The organism is Streptomyces sp. SCSIO 30461, assembly GCF_037023745.1.
Classification (GTDB): domain Bacteria; phylum Actinomycetota; class Actinomycetes; order Streptomycetales; family Streptomycetaceae; genus Streptomyces.
Genome location: NZ_CP146101.1, coordinates 1,621,164 through 1,638,864 on the forward strand (window position 1 = coordinate 1,621,164; position 17,701 = coordinate 1,638,864).

At 69.1% G+C, this 17,701-nt stretch carries 18 protein-coding genes and 1 pseudogene; 10 read left to right on the forward strand and 9 right to left on the reverse strand.

Annotation, left to right across the window (positions count from 1 at the left end; genetic code table 11):
* Window positions 1–147: 147 nt before the first annotated feature.
* Entirely contained in the window at window positions 148–408 is a 261-nt protein-coding gene (locus V1460_RS07445) for a UBP-type zinc finger domain-containing protein (RefSeq protein ID WP_338672881.1), read from the reverse strand.
* Between the two features lie 44 nt (window positions 409–452).
* On the opposite strand from V1460_RS07445, the gene V1460_RS07450 reads away from it, so the two are divergent.
* Window positions 453–2,051 carry a Na+/H+ antiporter gene (locus V1460_RS07450; RefSeq protein WP_338677942.1) on the forward strand — a complete coding sequence of 533 codons (1,599 nt, stop codon included), beginning with the start codon at window positions 453–455 and terminating at the stop codon, window positions 2,049–2,051.
* Here V1460_RS07450 and V1460_RS07455 read toward each other — a convergent pair.
* On the reverse strand, window positions 2,030–3,013 hold the full coding sequence (locus tag V1460_RS07455; protein ID WP_338672882.1) for a pyridoxal-phosphate dependent enzyme: 984 nt from the start codon (window positions 3,011–3,013) through the stop codon (window positions 2,030–2,032). The two genes, V1460_RS07450 and V1460_RS07455, sit on opposite strands and share 22 nt — an antisense overlap.
* A gap of 186 nt (window positions 3,014–3,199) precedes the next feature.
* Here V1460_RS07455 and V1460_RS07460 point away from each other — a divergent pair, with 186 nt between their 5' ends.
* From V1460_RS07460 to V1460_RS07470, 3 genes are all read left to right on the forward strand, one after another.
* Window positions 3,200–4,633 carry a family 2B encapsulin nanocompartment shell protein gene (locus V1460_RS07460; RefSeq protein WP_338672883.1) on the forward strand — a complete coding sequence of 478 codons (1,434 nt, stop codon included), beginning with the start codon at window positions 3,200–3,202 and terminating at the stop codon, window positions 4,631–4,633.
* A 387-nt stretch (window positions 4,634–5,020) separates the two neighbouring features.
* Window positions 5,021–6,061 (forward strand): family 2 encapsulin nanocompartment cargo protein polyprenyl transferase, encoded by a 1,041-nt coding sequence (locus tag V1460_RS07465; RefSeq protein ID WP_338677943.1) that lies wholly within the window; start codon window positions 5,021–5,023, stop codon window positions 6,059–6,061.
* A 90-nt stretch (window positions 6,062–6,151) separates the two neighbouring features.
* Window positions 6,152–6,760, forward strand: a complete 609-nt coding sequence (locus tag V1460_RS07470) for a GNAT family N-acetyltransferase (RefSeq protein WP_338672884.1) — start codon at window positions 6,152–6,154, stop codon at window positions 6,758–6,760.
* A 40-nt stretch (window positions 6,761–6,800) separates the two neighbouring features.
* On the opposite strand, the gene V1460_RS07475 is transcribed toward V1460_RS07470, so the two are convergent.
* On the reverse strand, window positions 6,801–7,376 hold the full coding sequence (locus tag V1460_RS07475; RefSeq protein WP_338672885.1) for a TetR family transcriptional regulator: 576 nt from the start codon (window positions 7,374–7,376) through the stop codon (window positions 6,801–6,803).
* A gap of 105 nt (window positions 7,377–7,481) precedes the next feature.
* Between V1460_RS07475 and V1460_RS07480 the strand changes: the two genes are divergently transcribed.
* Both V1460_RS07480 and V1460_RS07490 read left to right on the forward strand, forming a co-directional pair.
* The gene (locus V1460_RS07480; protein WP_338672887.1) at window positions 7,482–8,069 is read left to right on the forward strand and encodes a dihydrofolate reductase family protein; all 588 of its coding nucleotides are present in this window, start codon (window positions 7,482–7,484) and stop codon (window positions 8,067–8,069) included.
* A 362-nt stretch (window positions 8,070–8,431) separates the two neighbouring features.
* Window positions 8,432–8,878, forward strand: coding sequence for a DUF6304 family protein (locus V1460_RS07490; RefSeq protein ID WP_338672889.1), 447 nt, complete (start codon window positions 8,432–8,434; stop codon window positions 8,876–8,878).
* A 66-nt stretch (window positions 8,879–8,944) separates the two neighbouring features.
* On the opposite strand, the gene V1460_RS07495 is transcribed toward V1460_RS07490, so the two are convergent.
* The gene (locus V1460_RS07495) at window positions 8,945–9,097 is read right to left on the reverse strand and encodes a hypothetical protein (protein ID WP_338678382.1); all 153 of its coding nucleotides are present in this window, start codon (window positions 9,095–9,097) and stop codon (window positions 8,945–8,947) included.
* A 127-nt stretch (window positions 9,098–9,224) separates the two neighbouring features.
* Entirely contained in the window at window positions 9,225–9,620 is a 396-nt protein-coding gene (gene sodN / locus V1460_RS07500) for a superoxide dismutase, Ni (RefSeq protein WP_338672890.1), read from the reverse strand.
* 148 nt (window positions 9,621–9,768) lie between these two features.
* On the opposite strand from sodN, the pseudogene sodX reads away from it, so the two are divergent.
* Window positions 9,769–10,185: pseudogene (gene sodX / locus V1460_RS07505) on the forward strand (nickel-type superoxide dismutase maturation protease); the annotation flags it as partial.
* Here the strand turns inward: sodX and V1460_RS07510 are convergent.
* Entirely contained in the window at window positions 10,092–10,721 is a 630-nt protein-coding gene (locus V1460_RS07510; protein WP_338672891.1) for a CGNR zinc finger domain-containing protein, read from the reverse strand. The pseudogene sodX and the gene V1460_RS07510 sit on opposite strands and share 94 nt — an antisense overlap.
* A gap of 94 nt (window positions 10,722–10,815) precedes the next feature.
* On the opposite strand from V1460_RS07510, the gene V1460_RS07515 reads away from it, so the two are divergent.
* Entirely contained in the window at window positions 10,816–11,595 is a 780-nt protein-coding gene (locus V1460_RS07515; RefSeq protein ID WP_338672893.1) for a class I SAM-dependent methyltransferase, read from the forward strand.
* Between the two features lie 74 nt (window positions 11,596–11,669).
* Here the strand turns inward: V1460_RS07515 and V1460_RS07520 are convergent, their stop codons facing one another.
* The 3 genes from V1460_RS07520 to V1460_RS07530 are packed head-to-tail and all read right to left on the reverse strand — an operon-like array spanning window position 11,670 to window position 14,440.
* The gene (locus tag V1460_RS07520) at window positions 11,670–12,431 is read right to left on the reverse strand and encodes an amino acid ABC transporter ATP-binding protein (protein ID WP_338672894.1); all 762 of its coding nucleotides are present in this window, start codon (window positions 12,429–12,431) and stop codon (window positions 11,670–11,672) included.
* Window position 12,432: 1 nt separating this feature from the next.
* Window positions 12,433–13,431 carry an amino acid ABC transporter permease gene (locus V1460_RS07525; protein ID WP_407077419.1) on the reverse strand — a complete coding sequence of 333 codons (999 nt, stop codon included), beginning with the start codon at window positions 13,429–13,431 and terminating at the stop codon, window positions 12,433–12,435.
* Between the two features lie 46 nt (window positions 13,432–13,477).
* The gene (locus V1460_RS07530) at window positions 13,478–14,440 is read right to left on the reverse strand and encodes an ABC transporter substrate-binding protein (protein WP_338672896.1); all 963 of its coding nucleotides are present in this window, start codon (window positions 14,438–14,440) and stop codon (window positions 13,478–13,480) included.
* Between the two features lie 580 nt (window positions 14,441–15,020).
* On the opposite strand from V1460_RS07530, the gene V1460_RS07535 reads away from it, so the two are divergent.
* Window positions 15,021–16,253: an NADP-dependent malic enzyme gene (locus V1460_RS07535; protein ID WP_338672898.1), complete on the forward strand. Its 1,233-nt coding sequence runs from the start codon at window positions 15,021–15,023 to the stop codon at window positions 16,251–16,253.
* Between the two features lie 177 nt (window positions 16,254–16,430).
* Window positions 16,431–17,396, forward strand: coding sequence for a zinc-binding dehydrogenase (locus V1460_RS07540; RefSeq protein WP_338677945.1), 966 nt, complete (start codon window positions 16,431–16,433; stop codon window positions 17,394–17,396).
* Window positions 17,397–17,701 lie beyond the last annotated feature (305 nt).

The following is a 17,701-nucleotide window of genomic DNA, read 5'->3' on the forward strand; positions in this document are numbered from 1 at the left end:
TGGCGACGCTATCGCGATCCATGGTGCCGTGTCGCCGGACCCTTACCCGACGCTGTCACTCATGGTAAGCCCATGGGTACGCACAGTGGCTAGAGGTGTGCGTCGCCCAATTGAGATAAGCCGGCGGAGGGTTGACGTACCCAGACCTCAGACGATCGAACCGTCCGTGTGGCACCAGCGCCAGCTCTCCCCGGGTTCCAGGGTCCGGATGACCGGGTGACCCTCCTCTTCGGCGTGCCGGGTGGCATGCCGGTTCACCGAGGAGTCGCAGCAGCCCACATGCCCGCAGTGCAGGCAGAGTCGCAGCTGTACGGGGTGCGTTCCGTCCACCAGGCATTCCCGGCAGGTATCGCTCAGTTGTGCGGGCTCGGGGCGCGGCAGGTCGAGAACATGGGGGCACTCGCTCATGATTGCCAGACTACGACGAGCGGGACGGACGTGAGGTCGCCGATATGGACGCACTGCCCCTGGTGGCACTGATCGCGGCGAGCGCGGTGATCGCCGCGGCGGCCCGCAGAACGCCGGTGCCGCCGCCGCTGTTGCTGGTGACCGTGGGGCTGGCCGCCTCGTACGTGCCAGGCGTGCCGTCGTACACCCTCGACCCGCACATCGTGCTGCCGCTGGTGCTGCCTCCGCTGCTGCACACGGCCGCGCTGGAGAGCTCGTACCTCGACCTCCGGGCCAACATCCGGCCGATCGCCCTGCTGTCCGTGGGCTACGTGCTGTTCGCGACCCTCGCGGTCGGCTATCTCGCCTATCTTCTGGTGCCCGATCTGCCGTTGCCCGCCGCGTTGGTGCTCGGTGCCGTCGTGGCGCCCCCGGACGCGGTGGCGGCCACCGCCATCGCCCGTCGCCTCGGACTGCCGCATCGCATCACCACGATCCTCCAGGGCGAGTCCCTGGTGAACGACGCCACCGCGATCACCGCCTACCGGGTGGCGCTGGCCGCTGCCATCGGCGAGGGGGTGACCTGGGCGGGGGCCGTCGGCGAGTTCCTGCTCGCGGCCGTCGGCGGGATCGCGGTCGGGCTGATCCTGATGGTGCCGATCCACTGGCTGCGCACACATCTGAAGGAAGCGCTGCTCCAGAACACCCTGTCGTTGCTCATCCCCTTCGTCGCCTATGCCGCCGCCGAGCAGGTCGGGGCGTCCGGAGTGCTCGCGGTCGTCGTCGTAGCGCTCTTCCTGGGGCATCGTGCCTGGCAGGTGGACTTCGCCACCCGGCTACAGGAAGCGGCCGTGTGGAAGATGGTCTCCTTCCTCCTGGAAACCTCGGTCTTCATGCTGATCGGACTGCAACTGCCCTACGTGGTCCAGGGACTCGGGGACTACAGCATGGGGCAGGCCATGTGGTACGCCGTCGCCGTGTTCGTCATGGTGGTGGTGATCCGCTACGTGTGGGTCTTCCCCGCCACGTTCCTGCCGAGGGCACTGTCGAGCCGGATCAGGCAGCGTGAGCCCGGGGTGAGCTGGAAGGCGCCCGTGATCGTGGGCTGGGCCGGGATGCGCGGCGTGGTCTCGCTGGCCATCGCCTTCTCGATCCCGCTCGCCGTGCACGGCGGGGAGCCCTTCCCCGCCCGCAACCTGGTGCTGTTCCTGACCTTCACGACGGTCATCGGGACCCTGGTCGTGCAGGGCCTCACCCTTCCGCCGCTGATCCGGGCGCTGCGGCTGCCGGGTCGTGACGTACAGGCCGAGACCCTCGCCGAGGCCCAGGCGCAGAGCGAGGCTTCCCGTAAGGCCGAGGAGCGTCTCGACGCGTTGCTGGCCGACGAACGCAACACGCTTCCCGGCCCGCTCGCCGACCGCCTGCGCGGGGTGCTGGAGCGCCGCAGGAACGCCGTGTGGGAGCGGCTGGGCGCGGGCAATCCCATCACGGGGGAGTCCGCCGACGACACCTACCGGCGGCTCGCGCGGGAGGTGATCGACGCCGAGCGTGCGGTCTTCGTGCAGCTGCGCGACGAGCGGCGGATCGATGACGAGATGATGCGCACCCTGTTGCGGCGGCTGGACCTGGAGGAGGCGGCCGCCTACCGGGAGGGCGCGGACTGAGCGTCCTCTCCCGGTGATCGTGCCGCTGCCGGGTCCGGGCTTCCCGTGATCACGGCGGTCACGGTGGTCCCGGAGGGGAAGGCGCCTTCGCCGGTGAGTGTGACAAGGGCGTAGAGCAGTTTGGCGACGTAGAGGCGCTCGACGGGGAGCCCGTGCCGCTGCTCGAAGTCCGCGGCGAAGGCGTCCAACTCCGGAGTGGTCCGTGCGTAGCCACCGAAGTGGAACCGGTCGTCCAGCCGCCAGTCGCCCGTCCGGCCGCCGAATGCCTGCCGCTGGAGGGAGGCGACGGCCTCGGCCAGGAACCCGCCCCGGAGTACGGGGATGCCCAGGGCTTTCGCGGGTCTCTTCGCGGGCACCTGCGCGGAGCGGGCCAGCCCGGCGGCCAGTCCGGCGAGTGTCCCGCCCGTACCGCAGGCCACGGCTACCACGTCCGTGGCACCGCGCAGTTCGCGTCCCAGGTCCGTGCAGCCCTGGGCGGCAAGGGCGTTGCTGCCGCCTTCGGGGACGACGTAGCAGCCGTCGCCTTCCTGCCCGATACCGAATCGCTCGACCAGGGAGGCCGGCACGCCGGGTTCGTGCTTGCGGCGGTACGTGGCCCGGTCCACGAAGCGCAGCACCATGCCGTCCGCCGCGCAGCGGGCCAGCGAGGGGTTGAGGGGGCGGCCGGCGAGTTCCTCGCCGCGGACGATCCCGATGGTCGGGAAGCCCAGCAGGCGTCCCGCCGCGGCGGTGGCGCGCAGATGGTTCGAGTACGCCCCGCCGAAGGTGAGTATGGGCCGGCCGGCCGCGGCGGTCAGATTCGGCGCGAGCTTGCGCCACTTGTTTCCCGGCAGGGCGGGGTGGATCAGGTCGTCGCGCTTGAGCAGCAACCTGACGCCGTGCCGGGTGAAGCGCTCGTCGTCGACCGGCTCCAGGGGGGAGGGGAGCCGGGGTCGGAGACTGCCGAGGTCGATCGCGTTCACCTGGCCATTGTCGCGCCCGCGTCAGATTGCGCCTCCGGGCTGGGCCGGGCGGGTGGAAACGCCCCCGCCATGCCCCGCTGGTGCGGGACTAGTCCCACTCATTTGTGTAATGGCGGCCGCACTCTCCGTGATGGAAGGCTTCTTCTCGCAGGTCAAACCATGATTGTTCTGATTGCGAGGAGTCGCATGTCGGTCGGTTCGGTTGGTTCGGTTGGTGGCGAGGTCCGCGACGGCGGCCAGGACGCGGCGGTGACTCAGCAGAGTCTTGGCACGGCCGCCGCGAGGAACCTGGCGACCACCACCAAGTCGGCGCCCCAGATGCAGGAGATCACCTCCAGGTGGCTGCTGCGGATGCTGCCGTGGGTCGAGGTCCAGGGCGGTACGTACCGGGTGAACCGCCGTCTCAGCTATTCCGTGGGCGACGGGAGGGTCACCTTCATCCAGACCGGGGGTCAGGTGCAGGTCATCCCGGCGGAACTCGGGGAGCTTCCCTCGCTGCGGGGATTCGAGGACGCGGCGGTGCTGGCCGAGCTGGCGCAGCGATGCCGGCAGCGGGAGTTCGCGCCGGGCGAGGTGCTGGCCACGAAGGGGGAGACGGCGGACCGGGTGTTCCTGATCGCCCATGGCCGCGTGGAGCGGATCGGCACCGGACCCTACGGCGACGAGGCGGTGCTCGGAGTCCTGGCCGACGGCTCCTACCTCGGTGACCGGTCGCTGGTCGACGGCGACGCGGTCTGGGACTCCACGGCCAGGGCAGCCACCACATGTGTGGTGCTCCAGCTGACCCGCCAGGATGTGCTGACCCTCGCCGACCGGTCCGAGACGCTGGCCGCCCATCTGGTGTCGATGGTGTCCCTGCCGCACCAGCGCACCAACAAGTACGGCGAGGCCGCCATCGACCTGTCGGCGGGGCATGTCGGCGAGGCGGTTGTTCCGCATACCTATGTCGACTATGAAGCGGCGCCCCGCGAATACGAGCTGAGTGTCGCTCAGACCGTCCTGAAGGTGCACAGCAGGGTTGCCGACCTCTACAACCAGCCGATGAACCAGACCGAGCAGCAGTTGCGGCTCACGGTGGAGGCGCTGCGTGAGCGCCAGGAGGACGAGCTCGTCAACAACAGGGAGTTCGGGCTCCTGGCGAACTGCGACTACGATCAGCGGCTCCAGCCGCACGACGGGGTGCCCGGTCCCGACGACCTGGACGAGCTGCTGTCCCGTCGGCGCGGCTCCAAGCTCTTCCTCGCACACCCGCGTGCCATTGCCGCCTTCGGACGCGAGTGCAGCAAGCGGGGCCTCTACCCGGACACCGTGGACATCGGCGGCAGCCGTATCCCGGCATGGCGTGGTGTGCCCATCTTCCCCTGCAACAAGATCCCGATCTCGGACGCCCGGACGACCTCCATCATCTGTATGCGTACGGGCGAGGACGACCAGGGCGTGGTCGGGCTCCGGCAGAGCGGCATCCCCGACGAGATCGAGCCGAGCCTGTCGGTGCGCTTCATGGGCATCGACGAGCAGGCGATCATCTCCTACCTGGTCACCGCCTACTACTCGGCTGCCGTTCTGGTTCCCGACGCCCTGGGTGTGCTGGAGAACGTCGAGGTGAGCCGCTGGCGCTAGGCCGTACTGCGGAAGTCCCGCCTGGCTCGCGCCGCCTGGCACGCACACTCGCTGCGTTGTCGGACTCATCCAAGTGCGTCCAGTACGAGGATGAGTCTCCGCCTTCCGATCGCACGCACCAGATGCCGCGAGCCCCGCTCTCCGGGCGGACGGCGCGCCTCAGGCAGGTCGGCTCAGGCCGGGCCCGGCCCGAGTACTGCGTGGACTCCCGCGTCCTACGGGGTGCCGCCGAACCACTCCCGACATCGCCGGCGCAGAACTGCGCCGCTGAGTCGGATACCGCAAGCCACACCCCCCACCCGCGGGGGCGGCCGAGCCGCCCACCGGCCGCCCCCGCCCCACCTGCGCCCCAACCTCCGACCCCCAGCAGAGGGAGACACCGTGACGATGACCGGTACGGACACCGCCACCGAAGGCCAGGAGGCCGCGGCACTCCTGGAGCGCACCAGGACAGCCGTCACGCCGCGGCTGCGGGACACCGTGGAGTCGCTGCCCGGGTCCATACGGCGCATTGCCATGTATCACTTCGGCTGGGAGCGCGCCGACGGAAGCCCGGCTGCAGGCTCGGCGGGCAAGGCCATCCGGCCCGCGCTGGTGCTCGCCGCGGCCCAGGCGCTCGGCGGGGATGCCCAGCACGCTGTGCGGGCAGCCGCCGCGGTCGAGCTCGCCCACAACTTCACCCTGCTGCACGACGATGTCATCGATGAGGACCGCACACGCAGGCACCGGCCCACGGCATGGACCGTGTTCGGTACGCCCGACGCCATCATCGCCGGTGACGCCATGCTCGCCCTCGCCCTGCGGCTGCTCGCCGAGGACCGGCACCCGGCCGCCGCCGCGGCGTCCGCCAGGCTCGCGGCCTGCGTGATCGAGCTGTGTGCGGGACAGCAGACCGACTGCGCCTTCGAGGAGCTCGATCCGCACGAGGTGTCCCTCGACGAGTGCCTTGCCATGGCCACGGCGAAGACGGGAGCCTTGCTGGGCTGCTCCTGCGCCCTGGGCGCCATCTACGCGGGTGCCGGCGAGGAGGAGGTCGCGGCCATGGACGCCTTCGGACGGGAGGCGGGTCTGGCGTTCCAGCTCATCGACGATCTGATCGGGATCTGGGGCGACCCTGAGCGCACGGGCAAGCCCGCGGGGGCCGACCTCGCGGCGCACAAGAAATCGCTCCCGGTGGTCGCGGCCCTCAGCTCGGGCACGGCGGCGGGAGGGGAGCTGGCTGAGCTCTACAAGCGCCCCATGGACACGGAATCCGTGCGCCGCGCCGCTGATGCGGTCGAACGGGCCGGGGGGCGAGACTGGGCCCAGATGGAGGCGGCGGACCGGATGGCAAGGGCGGTGCAGCAGTTGTCCCGGGCGGTGCCGGACCTCGGGGCGGCCGGTGATCTGCTGGCTCTCGCCGAGTTCGTCACCCGGCGCACCCGCTGAGGGTGCTTTCCGCCACGGCCGGAGTCCTGGCTCCGGCCCCAACCCTAGGATCCTTGCGGATCCGTTGGTCGAGCGCGGAGAGGTCTGGAGATGGGCGTACGGGTAAGGCAGGCCGGAGCGGGCGACCGTGAGGCGGTGGCACGCCTGCTGGACGAGGCATTCATGCACGACCCGGTGAGCAGCTGGGTCTTCCCCGACGAGAGCCACCGCCGCAAGGTGCACGGCGTGTTCATGGGCATCTTCCTCGACACCGCACTCGCCGAAGGGCGGGTGGACATGACGGTGGACGGGAAGGCTGTGGCCCTCTGGCTCCAGGTGCCCGCGGGGCCGCCCGACCCCGACGACGACACACCGGCCCGGATGCGTGAGGTGGCGGACCCGGACAACGAGCGCGCCGAGATGGTCGGCCGGCTCACCGGCGCGGTCCATCCACACGACCGGGCCCATGAGTACCTGCTGCTCATCGCCGTTTCCCCGGAGCGCCAGGGCGAGGGGCTGGGTACCGCGCTGATCGCCCCGGTGCTGGAGCGTTGCGACCGGGAGGGGGTCCCCGCGTATCTGGAGGCGAGCAGCCTCCGTAGCAGCAGGCTCTACGAGCGCCTCGGGTTCGCTTTCACGGGGCGCGAGATCGAGCTGCCGGACGGCCCGTGCATGTGGCCCATGTGGCGGGAGCCCGCCACCGCCCCGTCGGGAGGCTGACGGACCCCATCGGGGAAGCGCCGAGGGCCGGTGCTCCCGGTCAGCTCTCCGGGATGATCCGGTTGACCATGGTCTCCACGAGCTGGTCGAGCTCCCGGTCGGCGAGCACTCCGGGCAGTGTGAAGTGCTCCAGCATCAGCCCCGTCATGGCCAGATAGAGGGTGAGGAACGCGTCCGCGTCGCCAGGCAGGCCCGAGCCGAGGTGCAGCAGACGGTTGGCATCGAGCTCGGCACGGACCGCCTTGTTCAGCTCGGCCGCCAGTGTGGGACGCCGCGTGGCCTCCAGGCGCATCTCCAGCAGGGCGAGATAGCCGGTGCGCTCGGCCGTCATGCGCCGCAGCAGCCATCGCATCAGATCGACGTAGAGCCCGCGGGTCGGGCTCTGCCGCATCGCCGCGTCCGCATCCGCGGGGTCCGGGGCCATACGCACATGGATCCGGGCTCCCGCCTGGGTGAACAGGTCATCGCGGTTCGCGAAGTAGTTGGACGCTGTCCCCGTCGGTACCCCGGCCTCGATGTCCACGGCCCGGAAGGTGAGGCCGCGGGCTCCTTCCCGCGCCAGCACCTCGATGGCGGCGTCCACCAGCGCGATCCTGCGCTCAGGGTTTCTGGCCACCGTCGCGGCCACCTCCTCTTCACTCCGGCTGTCCGGAAATCGCTCTTTACTAACCACTACATATGAAGCACTCTAAGCGTAGTGGTTGTGACAGGAGGAACCGGTTTGCGTAAGCTCACGTACTTCATCGCCTGCTCGATCGACGGCTTCATCGGCGATCCGAAGGGCGATGCCTCGTCCATGTTCGCCTTCGTCGACGACGAGTTCCTGGAATTCCTCAAGGCGGAGTACCCGGAGACCATTTCGGCCGAGGGTCGCAGGCTGCTCGGACTCGACGGACTGGAGAACGTGCGCTTCGACACGGTGATCCAGGGCCGCGGTAGCTATCAGCTTGGGTTGGACGCCGGGATGACCAGCCCGTACGGCCATCTGCGCGAGTACGTGGCCTCCCGCACCCTTGAGACGTCCCCGGATCCCCATGTGCGGATTCTGTCAGGCGACCTCGTCGCCGCGGTCCGTGAGCTCAAGGCGGAAGACGGGGGGCTCGGCATCTGGTTGTGCGGTGGCTCGGAGATCGCTGGCGAGTTGGTCGATGAGATCGACGAGCTTGTGATCAAGACCTATCCGCAGGTGTACGGGTCCGGTATGCCGATGTTCGGCTCCGGATTCTCGCCCACCGACTTCTCGCTGGACGATGTGCGCGTGTTCGGCAACGGGGCGCTCGTGCGCACGTACACCAGGTGTACGTCCTGAGCATGCCGACCTATGCTGGAACGCATGGGCAGCGAAGGGCGTCGGACCGTCCGCAGCCCGGAGGTCGAGTACGCGTGCCCGGTCTGCGGGAAGCCTGTCGGTACCGTCATCAAGCGGCGCAAGGTTCTGGGCGCGTTCGTCCCCGAGTGGGTGCCGGGACCCTGTCACAACGAGGCTTGTGCGCTCGGCGCCGAAGAGCCGGTGGGGCCCCCGGGGCCGGCACGGGCGGCCAGGCATGAACGCACCAGGAGTACCGAAGGGTCGCCGTAGATCGGTTTCCGGTGCTCCGTTCGGGCGTTCGACGCATTCGAAGGGGTGACCGGCTGCACGGTGGAGCCAGTCATACCGCTACAGTCCGCGCCATGTCATCGGAGTCGACGGACGTATGGACCGGCTGGTACCGGGACCGCCGTGGTGCGGAAGCGATCGCCATCGCGGTCGCCGTGAACGGGCGGGATGTGCGCACCCGCATCAGGGGAATCGCTTACGGGGGCTCGGGATTCGCCTCCTTGGCCGCGGCGGATTCGGGCGAACCGCTCGCCGGCTGTGTACTGGAATGGGACCTGCCGCTGCCGGTCACCCTGGCTGGGACCGAGCATCAGGCCACGCTCAGCTGCCTGCTGACGCTCGGCGAACGCGGGTCCGACGGACGGCCGGACCGGGCCGATCTCAATCTGACCCTGCACTTCGGCGGCGCGGCGTACGAATCCGGGATCGCGGGCGGTGACTTCGACGAGGCGCTGGCTCGTATCCGACGCCGGCTGCCCCACGGTGCGGACTACGGACGGAGCTTGCCCGAAAGCGCCTGACCCGCGATACGCACCGCGTTCCTCGAAGTGGGCGGGGCCGGAGTGAGGCTTCCGGTCCCGCCGCTGTCATACCTGGTCCTGCCCGGCCGTGAGCAGGGCGCGGAAGCTCCGTGCGGGTCGACCGGTGACACGTTCGACGGTGTCGCTGACGCGGTCTTCGGCGCCCTCGGCGATGTCGCGGTCCATCGCGGCCAGCATCTCCGCGAACTCCAGCGGCATCGAAGCGGCGAGGAAAGAAACCGCACCCGGCCCGTCATGGACGCCGTGCTCGGCGGCCTGCGGACCGGGTGCGGACAGGTAGGTAGCCAGACCCGCGAAACCGCAGGTCAGACGGCCTAGGCAAAGATCAAGCCTTCTTGGTCTCCCAGAAGATGCGGTCGATCTCGGCGATGAGCTCAAGCGCCTTCTCGCCCGTCTTCGGGTCGGTGGACGCCTTGGCCGCGGACAGTGCCTTGAGGGTGTCGTTGACCAACTGGTGCAGTTGCGGGTACTTCTCGAAGTGCGGCGGCTTGAAGTAGTCGCTCCACAGCACCGAGACGTGGTGCTTCGCGAGCTCCGCGCGCTGCTCCTTGATGACCGTCGCACGGGCCTGGAAGTGCGCGTCGTCGTTGGCGGCCATCTTCTCCTGGACGGCCTTGACCGATTCGGCCTCGATACGGGCCTGGGCCGGGTCGTACACACCGCAGGGGAGGTCGCAGTGCGCGCTGACCTTCACCTTGGGGGCAAACAGGCGGGAGAGCATTGAGCTGTCCTTCCTCGTGATCGTCTTCTCAGGTGGGAGATTACTCCGTGAGAGAGACGTTTTCGCGAGTGCCCCCGGGGCTTGGGTCAAAAGTCCGGGGGGTGCCGGGACCTCCGCGGAACGTACGGTGGGAGCCGAGAGGTGGATGATGACGGACCTGGGGCGGGAGCCCGGAGCGCGCTTCGGGGTCGCGGAGGTGACGGGGCCTTCCATGTACCCCACGCTGACGCACGGCGACCGGCTGCTGGTGCGCTACGGGGTCGAGGTCCGGGCCGGGGACGTCGCGGTGATGCGGCATCCGCTGCAGCAGGATCTGCTGATCGTGAAGCGGCTCGTCGAGCGCCGTGAGGGTGGCTGGTGGGTGCTCGGAGACAACCCGTACACGGAGGGGGACAGCAGGCTGTTCGGGGTGGTGCCCGACGAACTGCTCCTCGGCCGGGTCCGGCTCCGCTTCCGGCCGCGCGCCGCGGATCAGGGCTCGCTGCGCTCGCGCACGCTCTGGCTGGTGTCCGCGGTGCGGCCGGTGTCCGGTGACCGCTCGGTCTCCAGGCGCTTGCGGGCGCGGTATGCGGCGACGTTGGCGCGGGTGGCGCAGCGGTCGGAGCAGTAGCGGCGGGAGCGGTTGGTGGAGGTGTCGAGGTAGGCGTTGCGGCAGGGGGCGGCCTGGCAGAGGCCGAGCCGGTCCGCGCCGAACTCGGTGAGGTGGAAGGCCAGCCCCATCGCGGCGATCGCCGCGTAGCCCGTCGTCGCGTTGGACGGGTGCTCGGCCAGGTGCATGTGCCAGCGCGGGTGGCCTTCGCCGTCGAGGTGGTCATGGCCGGAGATCTGGGGGCTGACCGGGAACTCGAGCAGCAGTGAGTTGAGCAGGTCGACGGCCTGGGTGTGGTCACCCGCGTCGGCCGCGGTGAAGACCGCGCGCAGCCTGGCACGTACGGAGCGGAACCGGGTCACGTCCGCGTCCGTGGCGCGGCGGGCGGCCTGGACGGATACGCCGAACAGCTCGCGTACCGCCTCCACGGAGTTGAGTGTGTCCTTGTTGCGGGCGGGCTCCTCGGTGTTGACCAGACGCACGGCATAGTCCGAGTAATGGGCAAGTTCCACTTGTAGTCCTTACGGATCGGGTCTAGTGTCAGCGTCCGGGGAGGTAATGGATGTCTCTCCAAACAGGGTATTACCCAGGGGAGGTTTTCCCGTGATGGAGTCAGCAGCCGGCGCGGCACACGCAGAGGCCACCACCGACTGGCGGGCCTGGCAGGAAAGCTGGGACCGGCAGCAGGAGTGGTACCTGCCCGACCGCGAGGAACGGTTCCGGGTGATGCTGGACATGGTCGAGGCCGTTGTCGGGCCCGAGCCGAGGGTCTTGGACCTCGCGTGCGGAACCGGAAGCATCACGGACCGGTTGCTCAGGCGGTTCCCCGACGCGGTGAGCGTCGGAGTCGACCAGGACCCGGCGCTGCTCGCCATCGCCGAGGGGTATTTCGAGGGCGACGGCCGCGTCACCTTCGTCAGCGCGGACCTCACCGATCCGGACTGGACCGCGGCGCTGCCACACGACTCGTACGACGCAGTCCTCACCGCCACAGCCCTGCACTGGCTGCGTCCGGGCCCGCTGGCAACCCTGTACGGGCAGCTCGCCGGGCTCATCGCGGACGGCGGGGTCTTCATGAACGCCGACCACATGAAGGACGAGAGCACACCCCGGATCAATGCCGCCGAGCGCGCCCAGCGCCATGCCGCCATGGACCGGGCCAAGGCCGCCGGTGTGCCGGACTGGGCCGGGTGGTGGGCGTTGGCAGCCAAGGACCCGGTGCTGGCCGCCCCCACCGCACGCCGCTTCGAGATCTACGGCGAGCACGCCGACGGGGAGATCCCCTCGCTCGACTGGCACGCCCGCACCCTGTGCGCTGCGGGCTTCGCCGAGGCGCGCGGAGTCTGGGCGTCCCCTTCCGACTCGATGGTGCTCGCCCTGAGGTGAGCGCGGGCGGTGAGACGCGGAGGGCGGGTGCCCGCGCATCGCGCGCGGGCACCCGCCCTCCGGTGGTGTGACCGTCAGAGCACCTTGGACAGGAAGGCCTTCGTGCGGTCGTGCTGCGGGTTGCCCAGGACGTCGCGCGGGTTGCCGGACTCGACGACCACACCGCCGTCCATGAACACCAGGGAGTCGCCCACCTCGCGGGCGAATCCCATCTCGTGGGTGACGACCACCATCGTCATACCGCTCTCGGCCAGGTCGCGCATGACGTCGAGGACGTCACCGACGAGCTCCGGGTCGAGGGCGGACGTGGGCTCGTCGAAGAGCATCAGCTTCGGCTCCATCGCCAGCGCACGGGCGATGGCGACACGCTGCTGCTGACCGCCGGAGAGCTGCGAGGGATAGTTCCCGGCCTTGTCCCCGAGGCCGACCCGGTCGAGCAGCTTCAGGGCCCGCTCGCGGGCGACGGCCTTGGCCTCGCCCTTGACCTGGACCGGCGCCTCCATGACGTTCTCGAGGGCGGTCATGTGCGGGAACAGGTTGAACCGCTGGAACACCATGCCGATGTCCCGGCGCTGGAGCGCGACCTCGCTGTCCTTGAGCTCGTAGAGCTTGTCGCCCTTCTGGCGGTAGCCGACGAGCTCGCCGTCGACGTACAGCCGGCCGGCGTTGATCTTCTCCAGGTGGTTGATGCACCGGAGGAAGGTCGACTTGCCCGATCCCGAGGGGCCGATGAGGCAGAACACCTCACGCGGGGCGACTTCGAGGTCGATGCCCTTGAGGATGTGGGCCGCGCCGTAGGACTTGTGTACGCCCTCGGCCTTCACCATGGCGGTCATGTCACATCACCGCCTTGGGGCGTCGAAGGATCATCAGGTTCGCCCTGACACGCTGCCACGGGGTGGGGGGCAGCTGACGCAGCGAGCCACGGGCGTAGTACCGCTCGATGTAGTACTGACCGACGCTGAACACGCTGGTCAGAGCCAGGTACCAGATGGAGGCGACGATCAGCATCTCCATGATGGCGAACGAGGTCGAACCGATGTTCTGGGCGGCGCGCAGCAGATCGACGTACTGCACGGCGGAGACCAGGGACGAGGTCTTGAGCAGGTTGATGAACTCGTTGCCGGTCGGCGGCACGATCACCCGCATCGCCTGCGGCAGCACGACCCGGCGCATGGTCTTGCCGTTGGACATGCCCAGCGCGTGCGAGGCCTCGGTCTGGCCCTCGTCGACCGACTGGATGCCGGCGCGCATGATCTCGGCCATATAGGCGCCCTCGTTCAGACCCAGACCCAGCAGGGCCACAAGGAACGGGGTCATGACATCGACCATCTCGTCCTTGTAGAACCCGATGTTCAGGATCGGGAAGATCAGCGCCAGGTTGAACCACAGCAGCAGCTGGACGAACACCGGGGTCCCGCGGAAGAACCAGATGTACAACCAGGCCACCGCACCCGTCACCGGGTTCTTCGAGAGCCGCATGACGGCGAAGACGATGCCCAGCACCAGGCCGATGATCATCGACAGCACGCTGATGAAGAGGGTGTTCACCGCGCCCTCGACGATTCGGGAGTCGAAGAGGAACTCGCCGATCGTGGCCCAGCGGATGTCGCCCTGAGAGAAGGCGTAGCCCAGCCAGCCGAGCAGGCCCAGCACGATCACGGCGGACACATAGCGCCCGTAGTGCCGCACCGGGATGGCCTTGATCTGCTCGGGGTGCGCCGCGATGGCGGCTTCCTCGCTGACCGTGCTGTCGCCCTTGCTCTCCGGCGAGCCGGCCGACGGCTTGTCCGCCGGTGGCTCGTCGGCGGGCGTCTTGTCGAACTTGTCAGTCACAGTGACTGCCCTTCAGTGGAACGCTTCGAGGCGGTGACGCCGCGACTTACTTACCGCCGTTGATGGTCGCCTCGGTGACCGCGCTGTCCTTGACGTCCCACTTCTCGAGGACCTTGCCGTACTCACCGTTCTTGATGATCGCGGCCAGGGCCAGCTTGAGGGCGTCGCGCAGCTCGGTGTTGTCCTTGTCCACCGCGATGCCGAACGGGCCGGCGGCGGTCTGGTCGCCGGCGACCTCGAAGTCGTTGCCGCCGCCCGCGGTCTTGGCGATGTGCGCGGCGACCGGGTAGTCGTTCAGGTCCGCCGCGGCGCCGCCGGACTTCACCCGGGTCTGTGCCTCGGCGTCGGTGTCGAACGCCTCGATGGTGAGCTTGCCCTTGCCGTCCTTGACGCACTTGGCGGCCTGCGTCTTGAAGGTGTCCTCGTAGATCGTGCCGCGCTGGACGGCGACCTTCTTGCCGCACAGGTCGTCGAGCGAGGTGATCTTCTGCGGGTTGCCCTTCTTGACCAGCAGGGAGACGCCGGATGTGAAGTAGTCGACGAAGTCGACGCCCTCGCCGACCTTCTTGCCCGTGTCGTCCAGACCCTGCTGGCGCGCCGGAGTGTCGCTCATGGCGGACATCACGATGTCCTGGCGGCCGGTGTTGAGGGAGGAGATGAGGCCGTCGAAGGTGCCGCTGGTGAACACGAACTTGACACCGAGCTCCTTGCCCAGCGCGGCGGCGATGTCGGGGTCGATACCGACGATCTTGCCGCTCTCCTCGTACTCCATCGGAGCGTACGCGGCGTCGGTGCCGACCTTGATCTCACCGGCTTCCTGGTACTTCTTAGGGAGCTTGGAGTAGAGCGGGGCGGAGCTGTCGGCGCCGCTCTCCTTGGTGGAGGTCGATGCCGAGTTGGTCTGGTCACCGCAGGCGGTGAGTACCAGCGCGCCGGCGACCGCGATCGCGCCGACCGCGGCGATCCGGGACCGTGCGGCGGTCGTACGACGGGTGGTGCTTGCGGTCATGATCGTGGTCCTCCGGCATGTCGGGGTGTAGCCAAAGTCGGTCGCGAACTCGCCATTGAGTGTTACGACCCTGTGTGTTTCCGGCATCTTGCCATTCGGACTAGCCCATTCAGTGGCCTCAGCATGTCAAAATCGGATAACGGGTGACCCCCGAACCACTACAGGCCGGTACAACACGACCGGACCAGCCGCATCATCTGCGGCTTTACCTTCCCATGACGGAAAAATCTTCTGGTTGTCCCACGATGTGGGCGACTCGAAGAGTGATGGTTGATCGACTTTATGTGACATGTTCAGTTGCTTGATGCTTTTTGTCAGGTTATGTCGCGAAGGGTCGTCGTGCTGGAGCCCCGAGCCGGTCTAACGGACTCGTCGGCGATACCGTGCGTCAGGTAAGAAGGATCCTTACACCCCTCATCCGGGGCTCAGGGCGCGTTGTGCGGCGCGCCCGCGCGTACGTACCTCTCCCTGCCGGGCGGGCCAACCGCCCCGCGCAGGGCACGGACGCGGTGCCCGCCCACCCCTCCTCAACCAGGAGCGGCAACCCTCAAACGATGAAGACTTAAGGGGTCAACCAAAAATGGCAGCCGAGATCGTCAATCCCCATAGTGAGAGCGCCGGCGAGGCGGAAGCGGAGGGTGTCGCGAGGGCGTCCGGCGACGCCTTCGATCCCGCTTTCGCCCTGCACCGCGGCGGCAAGATGGCCGTCCGGTCCACGGTGCCGATTCGCGACAAGGACGACCTGTCCCTCGCCTACACGCCCGGCGTCGCCCGGGTGTGTACCGCCATCGCCGAGCAGCCTGAGCTGGTCCACGACTACACCTGGAAGTCCCAGGTCGTGGCGGTCGTCACGGACGGCACCGCCGTGCTCGGGCTCGGTGACATCGGCCCGGAGGCCTCACTCCCCGTGATGGAGGGCAAGGCGATCCTGTTCAAGCAGTTCGGCGGGGTCGACGCGGTGCCGATCGCGCTGGCCACCACCGACGCCGACGAGATCGTGGACACCGTCGTCCGGCTCGCCCCCTCCTTCGGCGGGGTGAACCTGGAGGACATCTCGGCGCCGCGCTGCTTCGAGATCGAGCGCAAGCTCCAGGAGCGGCTCGACATCCCGGTCTTCCACGACGACCAGCACGGCACGGCCGTGGTGACGCTCGCGGCCCTGCGGAACGCGGCCAAGCTGACCGGACGGGGGCTGGGCGACCTGCGCGCGGTGATCTCCGGCGCCGGCGCGGCGGGCGTGGCCATCGCCAAGTTCCTGCTGGAGGCCGGGCTCGGGGATGTCGCGGTCGCCGACCGCAAGGGCATCGTGAGTCGGGACCGCGAGGACCTCACCCCGGTCAAGCGGGAGCTCGCCGAGCTCACCAACCGCGCCGGGCTCAGCGGCTCGCTGGAGACCGCGCTGGTCGGCGCCGACGTCTTCATCGGCGTCTCCGGCGGAACGGTGCCGGAGGCTGCGGTGGCCTCGATGGCGGAGGGCGCCTTCGTGTTCGCCATGGCCAACCCGAACCCGGAGGTCCACCCGGACGTGGCGCACAAGTACGCCTCGGTCGTGGCGACGGGCCGCAGCGACTACCCGAACCAGATCAACAACGTGCTGGCCTTCCCCGGCATCTTCGCGGGCGCGCTCCAGGTGCGGGCCTCCCGGATCACCGAGGGCATGAAGATCGCGGCGGCCAACGCGCTCGCCGACGTGGTGGGTGACGACCTTGCCGCCGACTACGTGATCCCCTCGCCGTTCGACGAGCGAGTGGCCCCGGCGGTCACGGCGGCCGTGGCGGCGGCGGCCCGTGCGGAGGGTGTGGCCAGGCGCTGACCAGCCCCGGTTGGTTCGACCGGGCCGTGCCGGGCACCTTGCGGGGTGCCGGGCGCGGCCCCGCTCCTTTCCGGGCCTTGGCGGGTGGGAGCAACTCGGGCCCGCCGTGAAAAGAGGGTGTGTGTCACATCCGTCGGCGGTTCCCGCCGTGTGCCCGCCAGCCCTATCGTCAAGGTCATGTTCGCCGCCTACGCCGCACGCATCGACCGTGACCAGCCGCTCACCGGACTCGAACTGGGCGAACGCCCGGCGCCCGACGTGCCCCCGGGCTGGACGGTCGTGAACGTCAAGGCCGCCTCCCTCAACCACCACGACCTGTGGTCGCTGCGGGGTGTGGGCCTCTCCGACGACAAGCTCCCGATGATCCTCGGCTGCGATGCCGCAGGCATCGACCCGGACGGCAACGAGGTCGTGATCCACTCCGTCATCGGCCAGACGGGTCACGGCGTCGGCCCGAACGAGCCCCGCTCCATTCTGACCGAGCGCTACCAGGGCACCTTCGCCGAACAGGTCGCCGTACCGGCCTGGAACGTGCTGCCCAAGCCGAAGGCACTCTCCTTCGAGGAGGCCGCCTGTCTGCCGACCGCCTGGCTGACGGCCTACCGCATGCTCTTCACCAACGCAGGGGTGCGCCCGGGCGACTCGGTGCTCGTCCAGGGCGCGGGCGGCGGCGTAGCCACCGCGGCGATCGCGCTCGGCAAGGCCGCCGGACTGCGCGTCTTCGCCACCAGTCGCGACGAGGCCAAGCGCAAGCGGGCCGTGGAACTCGGCGCGGTGGACGCCTTCGAGCCCGGCGCCCGGTTGCCGCAGCGGGTGGACGCGGTGATCGAGACAGTCGGCGCCGCCACCTGGTCGCATTCGGTCAAGTCGCTGCGCCCCGGTGGCACCGTGGTCATCTCCGGAGCCACCAGCGGCGACCGCCCCTCGCACGCCGAGCTCACCCGGATCTTCTTCCTCGAACTGAAGGTCGTCGGTTCCACCATGGGTTCCAAGGACGAGCTGGAAGACCTGCTGGCGTTCTGTGATGCCACCGGGGTGCGCCCGGTGATCGACGAGGCGCTGCCGCTGGACAGAGCGCGCGAGGGCTTCGAGAAGCTGGCGGCCGGCGAGCTGTTCGGAAAGATCGTCCTGACCAACTCCTGATGGGCGGCCAGGCTCTGTCCGCCGTCACCGAGAGGACCCCGACCCACGGCGGGCGCAGGCCCGGATGTGGCGGGTGCTGACCGGGCGCTTCGCTGAGCATCCCGTCGTGCTCGGCTGCGACCTGATCAATGAGCCGATGGGGGAGATGCGGGAGGGTGAGGACTGCCCTCCGTATCGAACGCGAGCAGCTCGCGGCGATGTACAACCGGCTCGCGGACCCGGTGCGTTCCGTCGACCGGGAGGACTGGCTCTTGCCTCGCTCGCCACAGCTCCGGCCGGCGGGCTTTGTGTGGTGCTACGGGAGC

Coding starts and splice junctions, on each gene's coding strand:
- V1460_RS07530 (WP_338672896.1), bottom strand. CDS start 14,440: ATGACCGCAAGCACCACCCGTCGTACGACCGCCGCACGGTCCCGGATC.
- V1460_RS07445 (WP_338672881.1), bottom strand. CDS start 408: ATGAGCGAGTGCCCCCATGTTCTCGACCTGCCGCGCCCCGAGCCCGCA.
- V1460_RS07515 (WP_338672893.1), top strand. CDS start 10,816: ATGGAGTCAGCAGCCGGCGCGGCACACGCAGAGGCCACCACCGACTGG.
- V1460_RS07520 (WP_338672894.1), bottom strand. CDS start 12,431: ATGACCGCCATGGTGAAGGCCGAGGGCGTACACAAGTCCTACGGCGCG.
- V1460_RS07495 (WP_338678382.1), bottom strand. CDS start 9,097: ATGCCGCTGGAGTTCGCGGAGATGCTGGCCGCGATGGACCGCGACATC.
- V1460_RS07540 (WP_338677945.1), top strand. CDS start 16,431: ATGTTCGCCGCCTACGCCGCACGCATCGACCGTGACCAGCCGCTCACC.
- V1460_RS07490 (WP_338672889.1), top strand. CDS start 8,432: ATGTCATCGGAGTCGACGGACGTATGGACCGGCTGGTACCGGGACCGC.
- V1460_RS07450 (WP_338677942.1), top strand. CDS start 453: ATGGACGCACTGCCCCTGGTGGCACTGATCGCGGCGAGCGCGGTGATC.
- sodN (WP_338672890.1), bottom strand. CDS start 9,620: ATGCTCTCCCGCCTGTTTGCCCCCAAGGTGAAGGTCAGCGCGCACTGC.
- V1460_RS07465 (WP_338677943.1), top strand. CDS start 5,021: ATGACCGGTACGGACACCGCCACCGAAGGCCAGGAGGCCGCGGCACTC.
- V1460_RS07535 (WP_338672898.1), top strand. CDS start 15,021: ATGGCAGCCGAGATCGTCAATCCCCATAGTGAGAGCGCCGGCGAGGCG.
- V1460_RS07470 (WP_338672884.1), top strand. CDS start 6,152: ATGGGCGTACGGGTAAGGCAGGCCGGAGCGGGCGACCGTGAGGCGGTG.
- V1460_RS07460 (WP_338672883.1), top strand. CDS start 3,200: ATGTCGGTCGGTTCGGTTGGTTCGGTTGGTGGCGAGGTCCGCGACGGC.